This window comes from Pseudomonas sp. GW821-FHT01E10, from assembly GCF_059422365.1.
Genome location: NZ_JBWKWT010000007.1, coordinates 204,187 through 223,165, shown reverse-complemented (window position 1 = coordinate 223,165; position 18,979 = coordinate 204,187). Strand labels below are relative to the sequence as shown.

General features: G+C 59.5%; 19 protein-coding genes. 5 read left to right on the top strand and 14 right to left on the bottom strand.

Going from position 1 to position 18,979, the window contains the following annotated elements:
- Positions 1–153: 153 nt before the first annotated feature.
- A complete protein-coding gene (locus AC07V0_RS15590; RefSeq protein ID WP_019650831.1) occupies positions 154–1,551 on the top strand; it encodes an MFS transporter in 1,398 nt (465 codons plus the stop codon).
- Between the two features lie 9 nt (positions 1,552–1,560).
- The gene (locus AC07V0_RS15585) at positions 1,561–2,079 is read left to right on the top strand and encodes a single-stranded DNA-binding protein (protein WP_064620707.1); all 519 of its coding nucleotides are present in this window, start codon (positions 1,561–1,563) and stop codon (positions 2,077–2,079) included.
- A gap of 173 nt (positions 2,080–2,252) precedes the next feature.
- Here the strand turns inward: AC07V0_RS15585 and AC07V0_RS15580 are convergent, their stop codons facing one another.
- The 10 genes from AC07V0_RS15580 to AC07V0_RS15535 form a co-directional block, all read right to left on the bottom strand.
- Complete coding sequence (locus AC07V0_RS15580) at positions 2,253–4,451, bottom strand: OsmC domain/YcaO domain-containing protein (RefSeq protein ID WP_086945159.1); 2,199 nt, start codon at positions 4,449–4,451, stop codon at positions 2,253–2,255.
- 120 nt (positions 4,452–4,571) lie between these two features.
- Positions 4,572–5,729 (bottom strand): glutathionylspermidine synthase family protein, encoded by a 1,158-nt coding sequence (locus tag AC07V0_RS15575; RefSeq protein WP_086945160.1) that lies wholly within the window; start codon positions 5,727–5,729, stop codon positions 4,572–4,574.
- A gap of 12 nt (positions 5,730–5,741) precedes the next feature.
- On the bottom strand, positions 5,742–6,470 hold the full coding sequence (locus AC07V0_RS15570; RefSeq protein WP_018925662.1) for a DUF1190 domain-containing protein: 729 nt from the start codon (positions 6,468–6,470) through the stop codon (positions 5,742–5,744).
- Between the two features lie 19 nt (positions 6,471–6,489).
- Positions 6,490–6,918, bottom strand: a complete 429-nt coding sequence (locus AC07V0_RS15565; protein WP_086945161.1) for a DUF350 domain-containing protein — start codon at positions 6,916–6,918, stop codon at positions 6,490–6,492.
- Between the two features lie 14 nt (positions 6,919–6,932).
- The gene (locus tag AC07V0_RS15560) at positions 6,933–7,613 is read right to left on the bottom strand and encodes a DUF2491 family protein (RefSeq protein ID WP_086945162.1); all 681 of its coding nucleotides are present in this window, start codon (positions 7,611–7,613) and stop codon (positions 6,933–6,935) included.
- The gene (locus tag AC07V0_RS15555) at positions 7,600–8,634 is read right to left on the bottom strand and encodes an ion channel (protein ID WP_086945163.1); all 1,035 of its coding nucleotides are present in this window, start codon (positions 8,632–8,634) and stop codon (positions 7,600–7,602) included. The genes AC07V0_RS15560 and AC07V0_RS15555 overlap by 14 nt, the downstream gene beginning before the upstream one ends.
- A gap of 71 nt (positions 8,635–8,705) precedes the next feature.
- The gene (locus tag AC07V0_RS15550; RefSeq protein ID WP_086945164.1) at positions 8,706–9,269 is read right to left on the bottom strand and encodes a rhomboid family intramembrane serine protease; all 564 of its coding nucleotides are present in this window, start codon (positions 9,267–9,269) and stop codon (positions 8,706–8,708) included.
- Between the two features lie 247 nt (positions 9,270–9,516).
- Positions 9,517–10,215, bottom strand: coding sequence for a PspA/IM30 family protein (locus AC07V0_RS15545; RefSeq protein WP_007933675.1), 699 nt, complete (start codon positions 10,213–10,215; stop codon positions 9,517–9,519).
- A 24-nt stretch (positions 10,216–10,239) separates the two neighbouring features.
- Entirely contained in the window at positions 10,240–10,929 is a 690-nt protein-coding gene (locus tag AC07V0_RS15540) for a YjfI family protein (RefSeq protein ID WP_064620689.1), read from the bottom strand.
- 173 nt (positions 10,930–11,102) lie between these two features.
- Positions 11,103–11,651, bottom strand: coding sequence for a cysteine hydrolase family protein (locus AC07V0_RS15535; RefSeq protein ID WP_018925668.1), 549 nt, complete (start codon positions 11,649–11,651; stop codon positions 11,103–11,105).
- Positions 11,652–11,752: 101 nt separating this feature from the next.
- Here AC07V0_RS15535 and AC07V0_RS15530 point away from each other — a divergent pair, with 101 nt between their 5' ends.
- The 3 genes from AC07V0_RS15530 to AC07V0_RS15520 all read left to right on the top strand — a co-directional run bounded on the left by AC07V0_RS15530 (position 11,753) and on the right by AC07V0_RS15520 (position 14,815).
- Positions 11,753–12,748 (top strand): GlxA family transcriptional regulator, encoded by a 996-nt coding sequence (locus AC07V0_RS15530; RefSeq protein ID WP_086945166.1) that lies wholly within the window; start codon positions 11,753–11,755, stop codon positions 12,746–12,748.
- 209 nt (positions 12,749–12,957) lie between these two features.
- Positions 12,958–14,067 carry a DUF3182 family protein gene (locus AC07V0_RS15525; RefSeq protein ID WP_086945167.1) on the top strand — a complete coding sequence of 370 codons (1,110 nt, stop codon included), beginning with the start codon at positions 12,958–12,960 and terminating at the stop codon, positions 14,065–14,067.
- Positions 14,057–14,815 (top strand): alpha/beta hydrolase family protein, encoded by a 759-nt coding sequence (locus tag AC07V0_RS15520; RefSeq protein WP_018925671.1) that lies wholly within the window; start codon positions 14,057–14,059, stop codon positions 14,813–14,815. The genes AC07V0_RS15525 and AC07V0_RS15520 overlap by 11 nt, the downstream gene beginning before the upstream one ends.
- A gap of 42 nt (positions 14,816–14,857) precedes the next feature.
- On the opposite strand, the gene AC07V0_RS15515 is transcribed toward AC07V0_RS15520, so the two are convergent.
- From AC07V0_RS15515 to AC07V0_RS15500, 4 genes are read right to left on the bottom strand one after another with little or no spacing between them, the layout of a single operon-like run.
- Positions 14,858–15,844, bottom strand: coding sequence for a lysylphosphatidylglycerol synthase domain-containing protein (locus AC07V0_RS15515; protein ID WP_086945168.1), 987 nt, complete (start codon positions 15,842–15,844; stop codon positions 14,858–14,860).
- Positions 15,841–17,127: a cardiolipin synthase ClsB gene (gene clsB, locus AC07V0_RS15510; RefSeq protein WP_086945169.1), complete on the bottom strand. Its 1,287-nt coding sequence runs from the start codon at positions 17,125–17,127 to the stop codon at positions 15,841–15,843. The genes AC07V0_RS15515 and clsB overlap by 4 nt, the downstream gene beginning before the upstream one ends.
- Positions 17,124–17,921 carry an endonuclease/exonuclease/phosphatase family protein gene (locus tag AC07V0_RS15505; RefSeq protein ID WP_018925674.1) on the bottom strand — a complete coding sequence of 266 codons (798 nt, stop codon included), beginning with the start codon at positions 17,919–17,921 and terminating at the stop codon, positions 17,124–17,126. The genes clsB and AC07V0_RS15505 overlap by 4 nt, the downstream gene beginning before the upstream one ends.
- Entirely contained in the window at positions 17,918–18,844 is a 927-nt protein-coding gene (locus AC07V0_RS15500) for a DUF72 domain-containing protein (protein ID WP_018925675.1), read from the bottom strand. The genes AC07V0_RS15505 and AC07V0_RS15500 overlap by 4 nt, the downstream gene beginning before the upstream one ends.
- Positions 18,845–18,979: the final 135 nt, after the last annotated feature.

Sequence of the window (18,979 nt, the reverse complement as noted above, 5' to 3'; positions counted from 1 at the left end):
TACGGCCAAATACTGGATGGATGCACACTATCAAATGAGGGGCGCGCAACCTTGCATGAAGATTGCGTCATCTGCGCGCGTCATAGCGTCGCTATATACCCCGTCAATCGATGGGACTGGTAGAATCGCCGCCGGTTCAGATGAGGTTTTTCCATGCACGATCCCCACAGCGAACGCATGAGTGGCAGTGAGACCCGCGCAGCAAGCGGTCTGGCCCTGGTGTTCGCCTTCCGTATGCTTGGCATGTTCATGGTGTTGCCGGTGCTGGCGACCTATGGGATGGACCTGGCAGGCGCGACCCCGGCCCTCATCGGGTTGGCGATTGGCGCTTACGGCCTGACCCAGGCGATTTTTCAGATTCCCTTTGGCTTCATTTCCGACCGCATCGGTCGTCGCCCGGTGATTTACCTGGGGCTGATCGTCTTCGCCCTGGGCAGCGTGCTGGCGGCCAATGCCGATTCGATCTGGGGCGTCATCGCCGGACGCATCCTGCAGGGCGCCGGGGCGATTTCTGCGGCGGTCATGGCATTGCTGTCGGACCTGACCCGGGAACAGCATCGGACCAAAGCCATGGCCATGATCGGCATGACGATCGGTCTGTCGTTCGCGATTGCCATGGTGGTAGGGCCATTGCTGACCCGTGCCTTCGGCCTCTCGGGGCTATTCTTCGCCACCGGCGGCATGGCGCTGCTCGGTATCGTCATCGTGATGTTCATGGTGCCGCGCGCCACCGGGCCATTGCAGCACCGCGAGTCCGGTGTCGCGCGTCAGGCACTGATCCCGACGCTCAAGCACCCGGACCTGCTGCGCCTGGACCTGGGCATTTTTGTGTTGCACGCGATGTTGATGTCGAGCTTCGTTGCATTGCCCCTGGCGCTGGTCGAAAAAGCCGGTTTGCCCAAGGAGCAGCACTGGTGGGTGTACCTCGCTGCGCTGCTGATTTCCTTCTTCGCCATGATCCCGTTCATTATCTACGGCGAGAAGAAACGCAAAATGAAACGAGTTTTATTGGGCGCGGTGCTGACGCTGATGCTCACTGAGCTATTCTTCTGGCAGTTCGGCGACAGCTTGCGGGCTCTGGTAATCGGCACGGTGGTGTTTTTCACCGCGTTCAATCTGCTGGAAGCGTCCTTGCCGTCGCTGATCAGCAAGGTTTCACCGGCAGGCGGCAAAGGCACGGCGATGGGGGTTTATTCCACCAGTCAGTTCCTCGGTTCGGCACTGGGCGGGATCCTCGGCGGCTGGCTGTTTCAGCACGGCGGTTTGTCGGTTGTGTTCCTGGGATGTGCCGGGCTGGCTGCACTTTGGCTGGCCTTTGCTGTTACCATGCGTGAACCACCTTACGTCACGAGCCTGCGCTTGCCGTTGTCGCCCGAGGCGATCCGCGAAGCGGGTCTGGTTGAGCGCCTGAAGGCCGTCGTAGGGGTAACAGATGCGGTGATCGTTGCTGATGAAGCGGCGATTTACATCAAATTGGACACAGAACTATTGGATCGCACGACCCTTGAGCGCCTGGTGAACAACCCGGCCGAGGCAGCGTGCGTAGCCTAGGAGAACGTTATGGCCCGTGGGGTTAACAAAGTCATATTGGTCGGCACTTGCGGCCAGGATCCCGAAGTTCGCTACTTGCCTAACGGTAACGCCGTGACCAACCTGAGTCTGGCGACCAGCGAACAGTGGACCGACAAGCAAACCGGTCAGAAGGTCGAGAAGACCGAATGGCACCGTGTTTCGATGTTCGGCAAAGTGGCCGAAATCGCCGGCGAATACCTGCGTAAAGGTTCGCAGGTCTATATCGAAGGCAAGCTGCAGACCCGCGAGTGGGAAAAAGACGGTATCAAGCGTTACACCACTGAAATCGTGGTCGACATGCAAGGCACCATGCAACTGCTGGGCGGCCGTCCACAACAGGGCGACCAACAAGGCGGGAATAACTACCAGCAATCCGCTCCAGCCCCACGCCAGCAGGCTCCGCGTCCGCAGCAGTCGGCACCGCAACAGTCGCGCCCGGCTCCACCGCAGGCTGCTCCGCAACCGGCTCCGGATTTCGACAGCTTTGATGACGATATTCCGTTCTAGGACTTACCTGAGACTTTTTTGTAAAGTTTAGGTCTGGAACCCCCGATCAGTCCTCTCGACTGGTCGGGGGTTTTCTTTTGCGCACCATATTGTAGGAGCCGGCTTGCTGGCGATGAACGATAACTCGGTTTGCCTGGTTAACCGCGGCGCCTGGATCGCCAGCAAGCCGGCTCCTACAGGGCGGTCATGTTGGCCCGCGCCATGTGCAGTTTTTTGTAGCTCTCGATCAAGCGCAAATGCCTGTCGAGCCCTTCCAGTTTCATGCTGGTCGGCGTCAAGCCATGGAAGCGCACGCTGCCGTCTACCGATCCAATCGCTGCATCCATCCGCTCGTTGCCAAACATCCGGCGGAAGTTGGCCTCGTAGTCTTCCAGTTCCAGGTCTTCGTCCAGCTTCATCTCCAGCACCACATTGACCGCCTGATAGAACAAGCCGCGCTCAACCGTGTTGTCGTTGTACTGCAGGAACATTTCTACCGCTTCTTTCGCCTCTTCAAACCGCTGCAAGGCGAGATAAATCAGCAGCTTCAACTCCAGAATCGTCAGCTGACCCCAGGCGGTATTGTCGTCAAATTCGATGCCGATCAAGGTGGTGATGTCGGTGTAGTCGTCCAGCTCACTTTCCACCAGACGCTCAACCAGCGCTTGCAGCTCTTCTTCGTCCAGGCGATGCAGGTTCAGGATGTCGGCGCGGAAGAACAGCGCTTTGTTGGTGTTGTCCCAGATCAGATCGTCTACTGGATAAATTTCCGAATAGTCTGGCACCAGGATGCGGCAGGCCGTTGCACCGATATGCTCGTAGACCGCCATGTACACTTCTTTGCCCATGCCTTCGAGAATGCCGAACAAGGTCGCGGCTTCCTCGGCATTGGAGTTTTCACCCTGGCCGGAGAAGTCCCATTCCACGAATTCGTAATCCGATTTTGAGCTGAAGAAGCGCCACGACACCACGCCGCTGGAGTCGATAAAGTGCTCGACGAAGTTATTCGGCTCGGTCACCGCATGACCTTCAAATGTCGGCTGGGGCAGGTCGTTGAGGCCTTCGAAGCTGCGGCCCTGCAGCAATTCGGTCAGGCTGCGTTCCAGCGCCACTTCCAGGCTCGGGTGCGCGCCGAACGAGGCGAACACACCGCCGGTACGCGGGTTCATCAACGTGACGCACATCACCGGGAATTCACCTCCCAGGGACGCATCCTTCACCAGCACGGGGAACCCTTGCTCTTCCAGTGCCTGAATCCCGGCCAGTATTCCGGGGTACTTCGCCAGCACGTGAGCCGGCACATCCGGCAGGGCAAATTCACCTTCGATGATTTCGCGTTTTACCGCGCGCTCGAAGATCTCCGACAGGCACTGCACCTGGGCTTCGGCCAGCGTGTTACCGGCACTCATGCCGTTGCTCAGGAACAGGTTTTCAATCAGGTTGGACGGGAAATACACCACCTCGCCGTCGGACTGGCGCACGTAAGGCAGTGAGCAGATGCCGCGCTCTTCATTGCCCGAGTTGGTGTCGATCAGGTGGGAGCCACGCAGCTCGCCGTCGCGGTTGTAAATCTTCAGGCAGTACTCGTCGAGGATTTCGGCCGGCAGTGCATCTTTACGGCCAGGCTTGAACCAGCGTTCGTCCGGGTAGTGCACAAACGCTGCGTCGGCGATGTCTTCGCCCCAGAACTGGTCGTTGTAGAAGAAGTTGCAGTTGAGTCGCTCGATAAACTCGCCCAACGCCGACGCCAACGCGCCTTCCTTGGTCGCACCCTTGCCGTTGGTAAAGCACATCGGCGAGTGCGCATCGCGGATATGCAGCGACCACACATTGGGCACGATATTACGCCACGAGGCGATTTCAATCTTCATGCCCAGGTCCGCCAGAATGGCCGACATGTTGGCGATGGTTTGCTCCAGCGGCAGATCCTTGCCGGCAATATAGGTGCTCGCCTCTGAGCTGGAAGCAGGCATCAGCAACGCCTGGGCATCGGCGTCGAGGTTGTCCACTTCTTCGATCACAAACTCAGGCCCGGCTTGCACCACTTTCTTCACGGTGCATCGGTCGATGGAGCGCAGGATGCCCTGGCGGTCCTTGTCGGAGATGTCCGCCGGCAACTCGACCTGGATCTTGAAAATCTGGTTGTAGCGGTTTTCCGGGTCAACAATATTGTTCTGCGACAGGCGGATGTTATCCGTGGGGATATTGCGCGTGTTGCAGTACAACTTCACAAAATACGCCGCACACAGCGCCGACGAAGCCAGGAAGTAGTCGAACGGACCCGGTGCCGAGCCATCGCCCTTGTAGCGGATAGGTTGATCGGCCACCACCGTGAAGTCATCGAACTTGGCTTCAAGTCGCAGGTTGTCGAGAAAGTTGACCTTGATTTCCATGGGGGATTACCAGAATAACGGCTAAACGAATGGCCGCCATTATCCGGCATTTGCGCAGTAAGTCTTGTGGGTGTCTGACGATATGTCGACACCAGGCTTTTTTAGTGGGCAATGAAGGGCTCAGTCGAGTATCAGATGCGGCAAGAACCGGCTCGAATCCTTGGTAATCAAGCTGTTGTCCTCACGCACGCCGATGCCGGCCGCCTGATCCCCGATCACCCAGGAGCCGATCAGCGTGTAGCTGTCGCCAAATTTCGGCAGCGGGGCAAACTCCTGAAGGATAAACGGCGCATCAGTGTAGGGGCCGTCCTCTTTTACGATCAGGCCATCGGCAGTTTGCAGCTCAATGTTCGCGCCTTCCCGTGAGAAGAATGGCTTGCGCACCCAACCTTTGGGCACCGCTTTACTCGGATCGGAGTCCAGGTGCGCCGCGAGCAGGTTCGGGTGACCTTGGTTGAACTCCCACAGCAGCGGCAGGATGCCCTTGTTGGAGATGATGGATTTCCAGGGCGGTTCGAAAAACTGCGTATCGCTCTGGGCAATCGCTGCGCCGAAGGGTTCGTGGAAGATGAACTCCCAGGCATGCAGTTTGAACAGGTGAGGGATCCAGCGATCTTCGAGGTCAACGAAACGTCCGTCACTGGTGAGGCCAATGTCTTCGATGTCGATGTGCCGCGATTCGATGCCGACCTTTTCCGCGACCAGGCGCAGGTAATCGGTGGTGCCCTTGTCTTCGACCGAGTCTTTCATCGAGGCGAAATAGAAGGGCTGTTTGAGCTGCAGTTGGGCAAAAGCCTGATGCAGCTTGGTGTCGATGCTGTTGAACTGGTCGGCGTGCCTGGGCAGCAAGCCACGCTCGATGCATTGTTCCAGCCAGCCCCACTGAAACGCCGCGGCCTCATACAGGCTGGTCGGCGTGTCGTAGTTGAGTTCCAGCAGCTTGGCTGGCCCGCTGCCGTTGTAGGAGAAGTCCATGCGCCCATACAGGTGCGGGTGGCCTTCGAGCCATGAAGTGCGAACCATGTCGAAGAACGGCGCGGGGATGCTCAGGCGCTCCAACAACTCTTCGCTTTGCACCACTCGCGCCACCAGGTCCATGCACATCTCATGAACTTCGGTGGTCGGGTCTTCGAGGTCGTTCTCGATCTGCTTGAGCGTGAACTGGTAGTACGCGCTCTCGTCCCAATAGGGTTCGTCGTCGATGGTATGGAACAGAAAACCGAGGCTTTCGGCGGTCTGTTTCCAGTCATGACGCTCTGCGCAGAGGATTTTCTTCATGGCCTTGTTCCCTTAGCTACTCGAACCGCCAAAACTCTTGCCTGATCCACCCCAGCCACTGCGTGCGCTGGCCTGGCTGCCGAACCCGCCGCGGGAGGTGGACGATGCAACGGACACCGGCTTGCTGCGGGTGATGGTGTCGGTGTAACTGCCACTGCTGCCGTAGCGCGCCTGATTGGACCTGTTGAAGGTTGAACCTGACGATACCCGCTGACTGAGTGTCGAGGACGAGTAGTCACCGCGATCATCGCGATAGCGGTAGACCGGTTCGGAGTAGTAGCTGTTGCGGTTGCTGCTGAGCATGTTGCCGATCAGCAGCCCGGTCAGCAGGCTACTGCCGGAGAAACCCGACCCTGCGGCATTCGCTTCCGATGCGGGCAATTTAGCCTTGGCCGCGTCCACTTCGGACTGCGTCACCTCGCCATCGGCACTCAGTTCGAAACCGCCGAGCTTGGGGATGAATTTGCCGGCGGAATCCTGCTGGCACCAGTCGGCGACAAAGTCGGCGTCGCAATCAGCCTGGTTGTCGTACACCGGCGCAATGCTTCGATGCTGGGCCATGGCCTTCATATAGGCGTCAGAACAGATGTCGACCGGGAGTTTTTCATCGGCGCACTGCTGGACGGACTGGAAGTTGTACTTTTTGTGTATCTCGTAGGTTTTTTCCGTCGGCCCGCAGCCTGATATCGCCATGGCGACCGATGCCGCCAGCGAGAGCTGAACGTACTTGCTTCGTTTCATCGCAATCTCCGTGGCGCAATCAGTTCTGGGAAGGGGTCATGCACGCGGCGTTCAACATGCCGACGCTGATGGCCACTGCCGCGACATAGATACCCGCAGCGATTTCGCCTTTCTTGATGCGTTCAGAGGCGCCTTTGAGCACCAGGCTGGTCACCAGGAACGCCAGCAGTTGTACGAAAGCGGCGATCACCGCCCAGACGACGAAGTCCAGAATGCTGATCGAGTAGGCGATCACATTGCTGGCCGGAATGGCGAATCCGATGATGGCGCCGCCCAGGGCGATGGCGGCCGCAACGTTGCCCGCACGGATCAACTCGAATTCCCGGTGCGGTGTGATGCGGGTGTAGATGAACTGGAACAGCGCGAACAACGCGGCGGCGCCGAGGATGTACAAAACAAACCCGAGCACGGCGGCTTTGTTCAGGGAGATAGAGAGCGCTTCAAGCATGGACTTCTTCCTTTTTAAAAAGTGTTCAGGTCGGTGGTGTACAGCGATATACCCAGCGAAGTGCTCAAGCTGATGGTGCCTTCGGCGTCTTCTTCGACGGAAAACAGCAGGAATTCCCGGCGATCGGTCAGGCCGGTTTCGCGGGCGTACAACATCGAACAGTGCTGGATGCTGTATGTTTCGTCCGGATTCTTCAGGTGTTCGCTCAACGGCACCAGTTCGGTCTGGCCGTTCTCGGTGCCCCATTCGCGGGTGTATTCGACACCGTTGAGGGTGTAGGTCGGCAGCCCGATCAGGCTTTGAGGGCCGGCCAGCCGCCGCAGCTCCGCTTCACTGTTGATGGTGACGTAGCTGAGGTAGTTGAACAGGATCACCGACTCGACCTGCCCGGCGATGTCGCCGGTGGTGTGCACTTGCAGCCAGTAGTCTTCGTCGTTCATGTAATAGCGCGACAACCAGGTCGACTGCCCGAGCTCAATGGTGCCGGCGCTCCAGATCTGCTGGGAGCCGGGAATGGTTACCGCGGTTTTTTCGTCGAGTAACAGTTTCAGGGTCGTGTCGAACATCACGCCCTTGCCCATTGCCAGGCCCAGCGGGCCGGTGACTGGCAGGTTATCGTTGGCTGTCCATTTCGAATCGGTATTCGTGCCCGCGTTCGGGGCCTCAAGCCCCAGCAACTGTTTAAACCATCCCATTGGAGATTTCCTTGAGGCGAGTAGAGGCGATGTAGAAGAGTTCGCCGCCCTTGACGCGAGTGGCGCCGGGCGGGTTGATTGAAGGCTGTCGGGCGCCTTTGGCGCGGTAGCCGATAAGGGTCGCGTTATGGCGTTCTTTCATCTGTGCGTATAGATCGCCGAACGTTGTTTCAAAGGTTTCGGGCAGTCTCATCAGGTATTGGGTGGCGCCTTGGCCCACGCACAGCAATTCATTGATGACCACTGACGAGCCCGGATCCTGAGAGGCGCGCACCAACATCTCGATGGCCATGCTTGAGGTGCATTCCAGGCTGGGCGCGTAGGCGCTGGCGAGCGCGGCGATTTCACTTTCATTGAAGTGGGCGACCACATGCCCGACCGGGCTCAGTTGATTGACCGCCAGCACGGTGGCCAGGGTCAGATCATCTGAATGGGTACGCACCAGTACGCGTTCGGCGCCAGGCACGCCGGCACGCAGCAAAAGCGCGGCGGATGACAGGCTTTCACCTTTGATAAAGGCGGCCTTGCCCGGCATGGGGTTTTCTTCGAGGTCGCAATCGCAAATGACGATCAGGTTGTCATTGGACGTTTCGTCCTGCAGCAGCAACTCAATAACCCGCTCGCTGGACGCGCCTTCCCAGCCGATGAGAACGGTATGGCCGACCTTGCCGGTGAAATCGCCTTTGCCCTTCATGCCTTTTCTCCATACATCGATGACACTGCTGGTGGTTTTGCCGATGGCCGCCGTCAGCAGCGCAATGCCCCCGAGCATGACCCAGGTAGCCACGAAAATCCGTCCCGCGGCTGTCTGTGGCGCAAGATCGCCGTAGCCGACGGTGAGCGTGGTGGTGAGATAGAAGTAGGTGAACGTGGCGGGAGCGATGAGGTGTTGTTCGCCCAGAAACGCCAGGCCGAGCCAGGCCGTGCTCAGGTGTACGCCCAGCGCAATGGCCAGGCCGGCCCAGCCGAAGCGATGGAAGAAGGACGCCGCGTACGCGCGCAATAAAAGGAAAATCGACATTACATCCCTGACTCCTTGGGGGCTCATTCCTGGCGACGTAATCACTCGGGCATCTGAGTGCTCGAGTGTGGTTACCGGGCGGCATTAAACCTGCTGCGCGGCGTAGATAACAGTACCTTGGCTGCAATATACCCGGCGATTGCAGCAAAAATATGCCCTTCGAAGGAAATGCCCCGGCGCGGAAGGAAGCCAACAATCAGCCCACCATAGAGCAGGGCCACGACACTGGCCGTTATCAGGTTGCTCCAGCTCCTCTGAAACCAGGCGCGCGACAGGAGATACGCCCACAGCCCGAACACCCAGCCGCTGGCACCGATATGCACGCCGGCAAAACCGAACAGCCAGATCAGCGAACCGCCCAGCAAAATGATGATGGCGCTGACGGCCATGAACCGGTTGAGCCCTTCGGCGATGACCAGGGTGCCGAGGATCAAAAAGGCAATCAGGTTGGCACTCAGGTGCGCAAAGGATGTGTGCAAGAAAGGCGAGGTGATGATGCCGACCAGTCCGTGCAAGGTTCTCGGAACCAGGCCGAAGGCGTTAAGGCTGTAGCCGGTCGCCACATTGAGCAGTTGCAGCGCAACCATGAAGATGGCCAAGCCGGCGACTGTCTTGAAACCCTTCAGGGTATCCATCCTTGACCTCAATTCGGCAGTAAAGAAGGGCGATCAATTAATGCCTGCCAGTTAAGAGATAGAACAAGCACTGAGTAAAGTTGTGGCGAGGGAGCTTGCTCCCGCTGGGCCGCGAAGCGGCCCCTCTTATCCCCAAAAAGAAGGGACTGCTGCGCAGTCCAGCGGGAGCAAGCTCCCTCGCCACAGGGTCAGTGCACTTGACTGACTGGCATCAGGGCAATGAATGCCCTTTCTGCTGGGGTATTGCTTACTCGGCCGATTTTTTCTTCAGGCGTTCCAGGATCGCATTGGCGCTGCCTTCGTCCGGCGTGATGCCGGCTTCGCGCAGTTTGCGCTCCAGGTCGGTGCCGGTCGACGCATCGGCCAGTTCGTCCTGGGCTTGCAGTTCAGCGGCGCGTTGCTGCTGCTTGGCCTGCAGGCGGTTCAGTGTACCGACGGCGGTTTCCAGCTTGCCGTTGGCGCCGCCACTGGCGATCGAGGCGCTGACCTGGGCTTTCTGTACACTTTCACGAGCCTTGGCCATGTCCACTTGCTGGCGCAGGCTTTTGATGCGGTTTTCAGCCTTGGTGATGTCTTTGCGCATGTTGTCGGCGTAACCGCCGAATTCGGTGGCCTGCTTTTGCTCGACATCCAGTTCATTGGTCAGGGTCGAAATGGCTTCGGCCACTTCCAGTGCCAAGTCTTCGCGGTTGGCCTGGATCGCGGCCAGGGCTTTGGATTCCAGGTCCTTGATCTTGGCGTTGTACTCGCTGACGCGGTCAGCCGACAGTTTGTGCTTGGCCATGATGGTGACCAGCTCACGCTTGGCGTTGGCCAGCGCGCTGTCAGCATCGCGAATTTCCTGGTCGAGAATGCGCAGGGCCTGTTGGTCGACGATCGATTCGCCGACTTCGTTGGCACCGCCACGCAGCGCGGTGAACAATTTGCTCCAGATGGACTGAGTCATTGGATATATCCTGTTCCCGAATAATTAATTGAAGAAGCGTTCAAAGGCTTCGCTGGCGCGCTGGACGTTGTCGACGAGGGTTTTGATCTCAGTCACAACGTTGGTCAGGCTGGAGTCGGAGCTCAGCGCGCCGAACATGTTGTAAACGACCTGCCCGTTGGGCATGGACTCGATACCGATCGAGGACAGCGGGAACATTTCCCGGCTGCGCAAAACGGCATCATTGAATGCCGGGACGTTGTTGATCGATTCGACATCGACCAGGACCGTATCGACGATGATCTGATCGCCAACCACCGCGATGTAAATCGGCAAGCCACCGAAATCGTTCATTTCCAGCTTGATGCTGGATTCGGAGCCTTGAACGAGGGAGAGGGTGATTTCGTTCGCAACCACTTCGTCGAGGGCCTGGAGGGCGCTGTAGAGGCGATCGATGTTCCAGTTATTACCTGCGCTCATGTAATTCTCCGACATGAATGAGCCAGCCAGAATCGGTTGGCGTAGCTGTTTCTCCATCTGCTTGAGCAGGCTTCGATTTTCGGGAAGCACCCAAGTCTCGTGTTTCACATAGCCGGCGGCACCCAGGCCCGCGCGCATCTGCTTCATGTAGAAGCTCGATGGTTTTTTCGCGGAGGGTTTCGAGCGCTCTCCTTTGCGGCTCGCTGAATCGGTAACAGACCCGGTAGGCGGATCTGATGGAGAGCTGCTTTTCATGGTGCTGATCCCGTTGTGAAAAAACTCACGCGTGATAACACTACAGGCTATTTTTGCAGCCCTCAATAGCTCACGCGTGAGATTTTTTCGACGGTTGCGCAGGTGTATGAAAAAGAAGGGAAGCAGCATGATTCCGATCAGTTAAGCGCAATCCTGTGGAACGAGCTTCTCATCTAACCAGCCAGAAAGTCATCGGTGGACACCACGCTGGCATAGGCAAAACCCAAAGCCGACATGAACGCGGCATGCACATGGGCGGCCGGGACGGTGACGCCGTTGAACTCCAGATCAAGGGTGGCACAGGCGTCGTGGATCACCGTGACCGTATAGCCGAAGTCCGCTGCGGCACGGGTGACGCCGTCGATGCACATGTGGCTCATGCTGCCGACGACCACCAGGTGTTCGATACCTTGCTGGTCGAGGATGGCCTTGAGTTCGGTTTCGCGGAACGCGTTGACGAAGTGCTTGAGCACCACCGGTTCATCGGCGCGGTTGAGGACTTTGGGGTGCAGCTTCGCGCCGTCGGAGCCCGGGGTGAAGAACGGCGCGGCGTCGGAGGTGAATTCGTGGCGGATGTGCACCACCGCGTCACCGGCCTCGCGAAAGGCCTGGATCAGCCGTGCAGCGTTGTCTGCGGCGGCATCGGCGCCCGCCAAAGGCCACTTGCCCTGGGGGAAGTAGTCGTTCTGGATATCGACTACGATGAGTGCTTGCTTGGCCATGAGTGTTTCCTCGAAGTGCTTGTTGGGTGTGATTCAAGTATCAGGTTCTGCAGGCCGTCCGAGGATTGGCCGCACCGACAATAGAAGGGGGAAAACTGACAATGGGCGTAGAAAGGGCAGTCGTCGAATTGGGCGTGCTGATCTATCCCGGCGCGCAGATGGCGGCGGTGCATGGGCTGACGGATCTGTTCGGGGTGGCCAACCGGATTGCCGCCGAGCATCAGACGGCGCAGTTGCCGTTGTTGCGGGTCAGTCATTGGCGGGTCGAGGGCGATCAGGTGCCAGAGCGGGTCTATGACAGTCAACCCGGCCCGGCCGAAGCGTTGGTCGCGGTGTTGATCCCGCCGTCGATTGGCGGCTTTTCCGAGGGCCAGGCACCGCAGGGGCTGATCCGCTGGATTCGTCAGCAACACGCCAGTGGTGCGACGTTGGGCGGGGTTTGCGTGGGGTCGATCCTGTTGGCTGAAAGCGGCCTGCTCGACGGCCGTAGCGCCACCACTCATTGGACCTCTGCCAAAGCCTTCGCCGAGCGTTACCCGGCGATCAAGCTCAAGGCCGACACGCCCATCGTCGACGACGGCGATCTGATCACCACCGCCGGGCTGATGGCCTGGTCAGAGCTGGGATTGCGCCTGGTGAACCGTTTACTGGGGCCGAGCATCGCCACCAGCACGGCACGCTTTCTGGTGGTGGAGCACAGCGACAGCGGGAGCGAATGCGGCAGTAATTTTTCACCGATTCTCAGCCATGGCGATGCCTCGATTCTCAAGGTCCAGCATTGGCTGCAAAGCACCGGGGCGGTCGATGTCTCGCTGGCGGCAATGGCCGAACGGGCGGAGCTGGAAGAGCGCACCTTCCTGCGGCGATTCCGTGCGGCGACCGGGTTGAAACCCACCGAGTACTGCCAGCACCTGCGCGTCGGCAAGGCGCGCGAGATGCTCGAATTCACCAACGGCACCATTGATCACATTGCCTGGACCGTGGGTTATCAGGACCCGAGTGCGTTTCGTGCGACGTTCAAAAAGATTACCGGGCTGGCGCCGAGTGATTACCGGACGCGGTTTGGCGTGACGCCGCCAGCTGTTGTGGCCCGGTAGCCAGAGCACGCCAGATCAAGAAAATGTGGGAGGTTTGAGTCGTGCAAAATGCCGGAGTCCTGAAGGGCGTCGTGCATAATCAAACAGGCGTAATGCCATTACTGTCTGGGCAACCGGCTGATTTAACAGTCGTTCTTCATCAGCCGCCATTGGCCTGATCCCTGCACCCCTCCAGCTACATTTATCCAACGCAGATTGAAGGGGGACGCATGACCCCAACAAATCGCAAGAAACTGGTACTCGCCCATTCGGTACGGCCCGATGCCCCGTTGCACGAAGTTGAAACCAATCGGGCGCTGGCTCGTTGGCTGGCGCAGATCGTCGGGCTCGAATACGGCGGCAGTTACGACCCGCAACTGCACAGCGGTCGTGACCGCTATCTGTTGCCGACCCAGACGCTGGTGGGCGCCGCTACCGCCCGGAAGCTGGGCGTCAAAGGGCCGGAGGATTTGTGGGGCGGTTACGTCGACCACGATTTCATCTGCACCAAAGCCATCAGTCATGGGCTGTTGAACCGCTATGCGTTCGCGCCCGAAGGCTGGGCAACGTTGTTTTGCGAACGGGTGCGCAGCGTCGTGCTCGATGGCCTCAGCGTGTTCTCCCTGGACGATGCGCGCCCGGCGGCGGAGCACCTGCTCTACAGCGGCCCGATCCGCATCAAGCCTATTCACGCCTGCGCCGGACGCGGTCAGGAAGTGATCAAGAGCCTCGACCAGTTCGACGCCATCCTCGCTCGCCCCGAGGCCAAGACACTGTTCACCGAAGGCGTGGTGTTGGAACAGGACTTGACCGAGGTGATCACCCACAGCGTCGGCCAAAGCTTCATCGGCGACAAAGTGCTGAGTTATTGCGGTGATCAATACTTGACCGAAGACGCTCAGGGCGAGCAGGTTTATGGAGGGTCCAATCTGTTGGTGGTGCAGGGTTATTACGAGGACCTGCTGGCGCTGGAACTGCCGGATGACGTGAGGCTGGCGATCCAGCAGGCACAGGTATTCGACAGTGCGGCGGATGAAGCCTACCCCGGTTTCTATGCTTCGCGGCGCAACTACGACATCGCCCAGGGGCTGGACTGCAACGGCCGACAACGCAGCGGCGTGCTCGAACAATCCTGGCGTTTGGGCGGTGCCAGCAGCGCCGAAGTCGCAGCGTTGCAGAGCTTCGTCCACGACCCCGGCCTGCGTGCGATTCGCGTGTCCTCGGTCGAAACCTATAGCGATCAATCGCTGCCGGCGAACGCTATCGAGGTGTACCGCGGGCCGGCGGAACACAGTGATTTTCTTCTCAAGTACGTGACGGTCAAATCCTATGACGGCTAGAAGCGAAACCATTCAGATCGACATCGACGATGAACAGATGAGCGGGACCTTTCTCAGCCCCAAATCGAAAGTCCCGGGGGTGCTTTTCGTCCACGGCTGGGGCGGTAGCCAGGAGCGCGACCTGGAGCGGGCCAAAGGCATTGCCGGGTTGGGTTGTGTGTGCCTGACGTTCGACTTGCGTGGCCATACCGGCGGGACCGGCATTCCGTTGTCCAGGGTCACCCGCGAAGACAACCTGCGCGACCTGCTGGCAGCCTACGACCGCTTGCTCGCCCACCCGGCGCTCGACACCTCTGCGATCGCGGTGGTCGGCACCAGTTATGGCGGTTATCTGGCGGCGATCCTGACGACGTTGCGTCCGGTGCGCTGGTTGGCGCTGCGGGTACCGGCATTGTATCGCGACGACTTGTGGCACACGCCCAAGCGTGAGTTGGACAAAGCCGACTTGCGCGACTATCGCGGCACGCTGGTGCGCGCCGACAGCAATCGCGCGTTGCACGCCTGCTCGCAATTCACCGGGGATGTGTTGCTGGTGGAGTCCGAGACCGATGCCTATGTACCCCACGCGACGATCATGAGTTACCGCGCCGCGTGTCAGCAGACTCACTCGCTGACTCACCGGATCATCGATGGTGCGGATCACGCCTTGAGCGACCCGGTTTCGCAACAGGCGTACACCTCGATTCTGGTGGATTGGATCACCGAGATGGTGGTGGGTGAGCGGTTGAGCATCATTCAATCGAGTTGAGAGAGGCGGTGGTCTTGCGGTCGTTCGCAGGCAAACCACATCTCACCGAGGTTTCTTCGAGATCCGCAACGACTTGGCCTTGGCTTCCACCACCAGGTACATCACCACGGTTATCAGCAGCGGCAGAATGAAATAGATCGCCCGATAAGCGATCAACCCCGCCACCAGGCTGCCCCGCGATACTTCGTGCTGCAGCAGCGCCACGAACACCGCCTCCAACACACCGAGCCCGGCCGGGATATGGGTGATGACCCCGGCAATGGCGCTGATCAGCAACACGCCAAGCACCGGCGGATAGTCCAGTTTGCTCGGCAGCAACGTGAAGATCACCGCCGCCATCAGCGCCCAGTTCAGTGCGCCGAGGGCCAGTTGCAGGATTGCCATGCGCAGCGACGGCAGAATGATATCTACGCCGCGAACCGACCATTTCCGGCGCCTGGAATACCGGCAGGCCGCCAGATATCCCATGCTCAACAACAGCAACAAAATCCCCACGTCCTGCAGTGCATTGCTGCTCACTTTCCAGCCCGGCGGCATTCGCATCAGGCCGCTGCTGAACACCGCGCCGGCAATCACCATGTAGCCGAACCAGTTGGTCGCCAGGCTCAGCCCGAGGATTTTTGCGATGTTGCCTTTGCTCACGCCGAGCCGCGAATACAGCCGATAACGCATGGCGACGCCGCCGACCCAGGCGCTCAGGTTGAGGTTGAAGGCATAGCTGATGATCCCCACCGGGAGGATCTGCCGCCAAGTCAGGTTCTGCCGGATGTAGGTGCGCCCGATCAGGTCGAAACAGGCATAGACCAGAAAGCTTGCCAGGGTCACACCTGACGCAATGATCAACGTGCGTACTTTGAAATCAGCCAGGGTATCGAACACTTCGTTCCATTCGATGCGCTGGGCGAGCATCGTGAACAATACGATCAGCGCCAGGAAAAACAGCATCGTCAGCGGCCTTTTCCAGCGGTGCCAGTGGTGTTTGCCCGGCGTGTCGGAGTGCGACGCAGGCTGCGCTTGGGAATGGCTCATGCCTTGGCGCTCCCGGGTGGGTGGATGAAGGGCTTCAGGCGTGGTTTATGCGCCGGCAACCAGCCGGCCCATGCGGGGAAATGCCGCAGGAAGTGAAACACCAGAAAGCCGATGGTCATGTCCCAGATTCGCCCGCGAGGGGCTGTGTCCACCGAGATGACCTTGCAATGGTTGCTGCTCAACTCGTCGAGACGCTCGTACAGATCGCGGTTGAAGATACGGTCGCGGATCAGCACGTTGGCTTCCAGGTTCAGGGACAGGCTCAGCGGATCGAGGTTGCTTGAGCCGACAGTGCTCCAGTCCTCGTCGACCAGGGCGACTTTGCCGTGCAGTGGGCGGTCGCAATATTCGTAGATCACCACCCCGGCCCGCAGCAGGTAATCGTAGGTCATGCGCGCGGCGAGCCTGGCCACCCGCAGGTCCGGTTGTCCCTGAAGAATCAGGCGCACCTCGACCCCCCGGCGTGCCGCATTGCGAATCTCGCGCAGCAGCCGATAGCCCGGAAAGAAGTAGGCATTGGCGATCACCACGCGACGCCGGGCACTGCGCAGCACCTGCAAATACACCTCTTCGATATCGTTTGGGTGTTCTGCGTTGTCGCGATACACCAGCCGCACCTGACCGTCATGATCGCTGACCGCCAGTTCAGCGTGCCGCTGCCGGCGGCGCTGCCACCAGTATTTGGCCCGAGCCGGTCGACCGCTTTTTAGCAGGGCGAAATGATGAATATCGGCCACTGCCGGGCCTTGCACTTCAACCGAATAATCCTGCTTGGCCTCGGGGCCGAAGTCGGCCAGATGGTCGGCGGAAAAATTGATCCCGCCGAGGAACGCAATCGTGCCGTCGACCACCACAATCTTGCGGTGCAGACGGCGGAACCAGTTGGTGCGGATGCCCAGGTGACGCGGGGCAGGGTCGAATATTTGCAGGTGCACGCCTGCGTTGCTCAGGGCGGCGAGGAACGCCGTACTCAGTTCGCCACAACCAAAGCCGTCGAGACTGACCGTGATACGCACACCGCGTTGCGCCGCTTCAATCAGGATCTGTTGAAGCTCATTGCCGACCTTGTCTTCGAACAGAATGAAGGTTTCCAGGAGGATTTCCCTCTGGGCCTGGCGCAGCACTTCAAACACCCGTGGAAAGTACGCCTCACCGTTTTCCAGCAACTCGACCCGGTTGTTACCGTGCCAGCCGTATTCAACTTCAGTCACCGCAGGCTCGCGCACGGGGGGAGGAGGGGAGACGTGTTCGACCGTGGTTTTTTCCATCGATGGGCTGCTCATAACTCGATCTCCACCGACAGGGGCGCATGGTCGGAAAGGTGTGACCAGGGGCGTGCCGCCAGCACTTGCGGATGGCTGGCCTTGAGATGGCGCACGTAGATGCGGTCCAGGCGTAACGCCGGCAAACGCGCGGGGAAACTGCGCGCCGGTTTGCCATGCTGCTCGGCAAAGACCTCACGCAAACCGCAAGGCTTGAGCAACGCATCGGCGCGTTGGCGCCAGTCGTTGAAGTCGCCGGCGACCACCACCGGGGCATCTTGCGGTAACTCTTCCAGGCGTCGGATCAGCAGCTTGAGCTGTGCCGTCCGGTGGCTTTCGCGCAGACCCAGATGGACGCAAATGGCATGCACTTCCCGGCCATCGCCGGGCATCCGCAACACGCAATGCAGGACTCCACGGTTTTCATGGCCGCTGATGGACACGTCGAGGTTGTCGTGGCGAATGATCTGGAATTTCGACAACAGTGCATTGCCGTGATCGCCCGCCGGGTAGACCGCGTTGCGCCCGTAGGCGAATTGCGGCCACAGGCTATCGGCAAGGAATTCGTACTGGGGCATCGCCGGCCAATTGTTGTAGCGCTGGGGATGCTGTTCGTGGGTGCCGTGGACCTCCTGCAAAAACACCACATCGGCGGACACACTGCGCACCGCTTCGCGCAACTCGGGCAGGATGAAGCGCCGATTGAGTGCGGTGAACCCCTTGTGGGTGTTGACCGTCAGCACGGTGAAGCGGCTCACGGCATTGATGATGGGTTGCTGTTCATCCGTTCCGCCGACCGGTTCGGGAATGCTCATGGCAGCGCTCCTTCGGCAACCGGCTCGCCGGGGGCCGTGACCAGGTCTTTGTCGAGATGCAAACGCTCAAGCAGGTGGCGGGCATCGAAGGGCGCGCGGACTTTGATGTCGTTATCGAAATAGCAGAACACTTCCCGGGATCTGCGAGTCTTGGGTTTTTGCCGGGGCGCGATCAATTGCGGATCTGCCGGTTGCTGGCCGTGATGCCAGGCCTCGATCCGCTCGCTCCAGCGTTGCAGCGCTTGAGGGGTGTAACCGCTGGCGTAGAGTTCTTCGGCGCCGTGCAGGCGCAGGTAGACGAAATCGCTGGTGAGGTCTTCGCGGTACGGCCATTTGCCGGCGGTGTCGGCAATCACCAACGCGGTGTTGTAGCGTTTGAGCAGCCGGACGAAGGCCGGATCGACGAAGCTTTCGTGGCGAATTTCCACGGCATGACGCACTGGTTTTTTGCCGTAGGCCTTCATGCTGGCGTGACCGTTCAGACGTGGTTCGTGCTGGCGGGCAAGGGCGGCGGCCTGTTCGGTGTCGTGGGGCAGTTGTTCAAGAAAGTGTTCGAACAGCTCCGGGTCGAATTTGAAGCTGGGCGGGAACTGCCAAAGGATCGGGCCGAGTTTTTCCTTGAGTTCCAGCACCCCGGAGGCGAAGAAATTCGCCAGGGGTTTATGGATCTCCCGCAAGCGCTTGATGTGGGTGATGAAACGCGGCGCCTTGACGCTGAACACGAAGCCCGCCGGGGTTTCGGCGTACCACTGGGCGTAACGTTCGGGCCGTTGCAGGGCGTAGAATGATCCATTGATTTCGATGCTGTTGACCGCCCGTGACGCGAATTGCAATTCGCGTTTGTGGGTCAGCCCCTTCGGGTAGAAGGCTCCCCGCCAGGGCGTGTAGCGCCAGCCTGAAATGCCGATATGAATCGCCGCCATGTCGCCTCCCATCCTCGGACAGCCCTGTCTTTTGATGACTGCCGGGTGTGCGAGAAAGTTTCGACGGGGCTACGGACGGTAAAAGCAAAAGATCGCAGCCTTCGGCAGCTTCCCACAGGCGTGCAGGAGTTGCCG

Bases quoted from the DNA above. Each gene is read 5' to 3' on its own strand.
- AC07V0_RS15575 (WP_086945160.1), bottom strand. From the start codon at position 5,729: ATGAAGAAAATCCTCTGCGCAGAGCGTCATGACTGGAAACAGACCGCC.
- AC07V0_RS15545 (WP_007933675.1), bottom strand. From the start codon at position 10,215: ATGACTCAGTCCATCTGGAGCAAATTGTTCACCGCGCTGCGTGGCGGT.
- AC07V0_RS15565 (WP_086945161.1), bottom strand. From the start codon at position 6,918: ATGCTTGAAGCGCTCTCTATCTCCCTGAACAAAGCCGCCGTGCTCGGG.
- AC07V0_RS15520 (WP_018925671.1), top strand. From the start codon at position 14,057: ATGACGGCTAGAAGCGAAACCATTCAGATCGACATCGACGATGAACAG.
- clsB (WP_086945169.1), bottom strand. From the start codon at position 17,127: ATGAGCAGCCCATCGATGGAAAAAACCACGGTCGAACACGTCTCCCCT.
- AC07V0_RS15500 (WP_018925675.1), bottom strand. From the start codon at position 18,844: ATGGCGGCGATTCATATCGGCATTTCAGGCTGGCGCTACACGCCCTGG.
- AC07V0_RS15560 (WP_086945162.1), bottom strand. From the start codon at position 7,613: ATGGGATGGTTTAAACAGTTGCTGGGGCTTGAGGCCCCGAACGCGGGC.
- AC07V0_RS15585 (WP_064620707.1), top strand. From the start codon at position 1,561: ATGGCCCGTGGGGTTAACAAAGTCATATTGGTCGGCACTTGCGGCCAG.
- AC07V0_RS15550 (WP_086945164.1), bottom strand. From the start codon at position 9,269: ATGGATACCCTGAAGGGTTTCAAGACAGTCGCCGGCTTGGCCATCTTC.
- AC07V0_RS15580 (WP_086945159.1), bottom strand. From the start codon at position 4,451: ATGGAAATCAAGGTCAACTTTCTCGACAACCTGCGACTTGAAGCCAAG.
- AC07V0_RS15535 (WP_018925668.1), bottom strand. From the start codon at position 11,651: ATGGCCAAGCAAGCACTCATCGTAGTCGATATCCAGAACGACTACTTC.
- AC07V0_RS15570 (WP_018925662.1), bottom strand. From the start codon at position 6,470: ATGAAACGAAGCAAGTACGTTCAGCTCTCGCTGGCGGCATCGGTCGCC.
- AC07V0_RS15515 (WP_086945168.1), bottom strand. From the start codon at position 15,844: ATGAGCCATTCCCAAGCGCAGCCTGCGTCGCACTCCGACACGCCGGGC.
- AC07V0_RS15530 (WP_086945166.1), top strand. From the start codon at position 11,753: ATGGGCGTAGAAAGGGCAGTCGTCGAATTGGGCGTGCTGATCTATCCC.
- AC07V0_RS15525 (WP_086945167.1), top strand. From the start codon at position 12,958: ATGACCCCAACAAATCGCAAGAAACTGGTACTCGCCCATTCGGTACGG.
- AC07V0_RS15505 (WP_018925674.1), bottom strand. From the start codon at position 17,921: ATGAGCATTCCCGAACCGGTCGGCGGAACGGATGAACAGCAACCCATC.
- AC07V0_RS15590 (WP_019650831.1), top strand. From the start codon at position 154: ATGCACGATCCCCACAGCGAACGCATGAGTGGCAGTGAGACCCGCGCA.
- AC07V0_RS15555 (WP_086945163.1), bottom strand. From the start codon at position 8,634: ATGTCGATTTTCCTTTTATTGCGCGCGTACGCGGCGTCCTTCTTCCAT.
- AC07V0_RS15540 (WP_064620689.1), bottom strand. From the start codon at position 10,929: ATGAAAAGCAGCTCTCCATCAGATCCGCCTACCGGGTCTGTTACCGAT.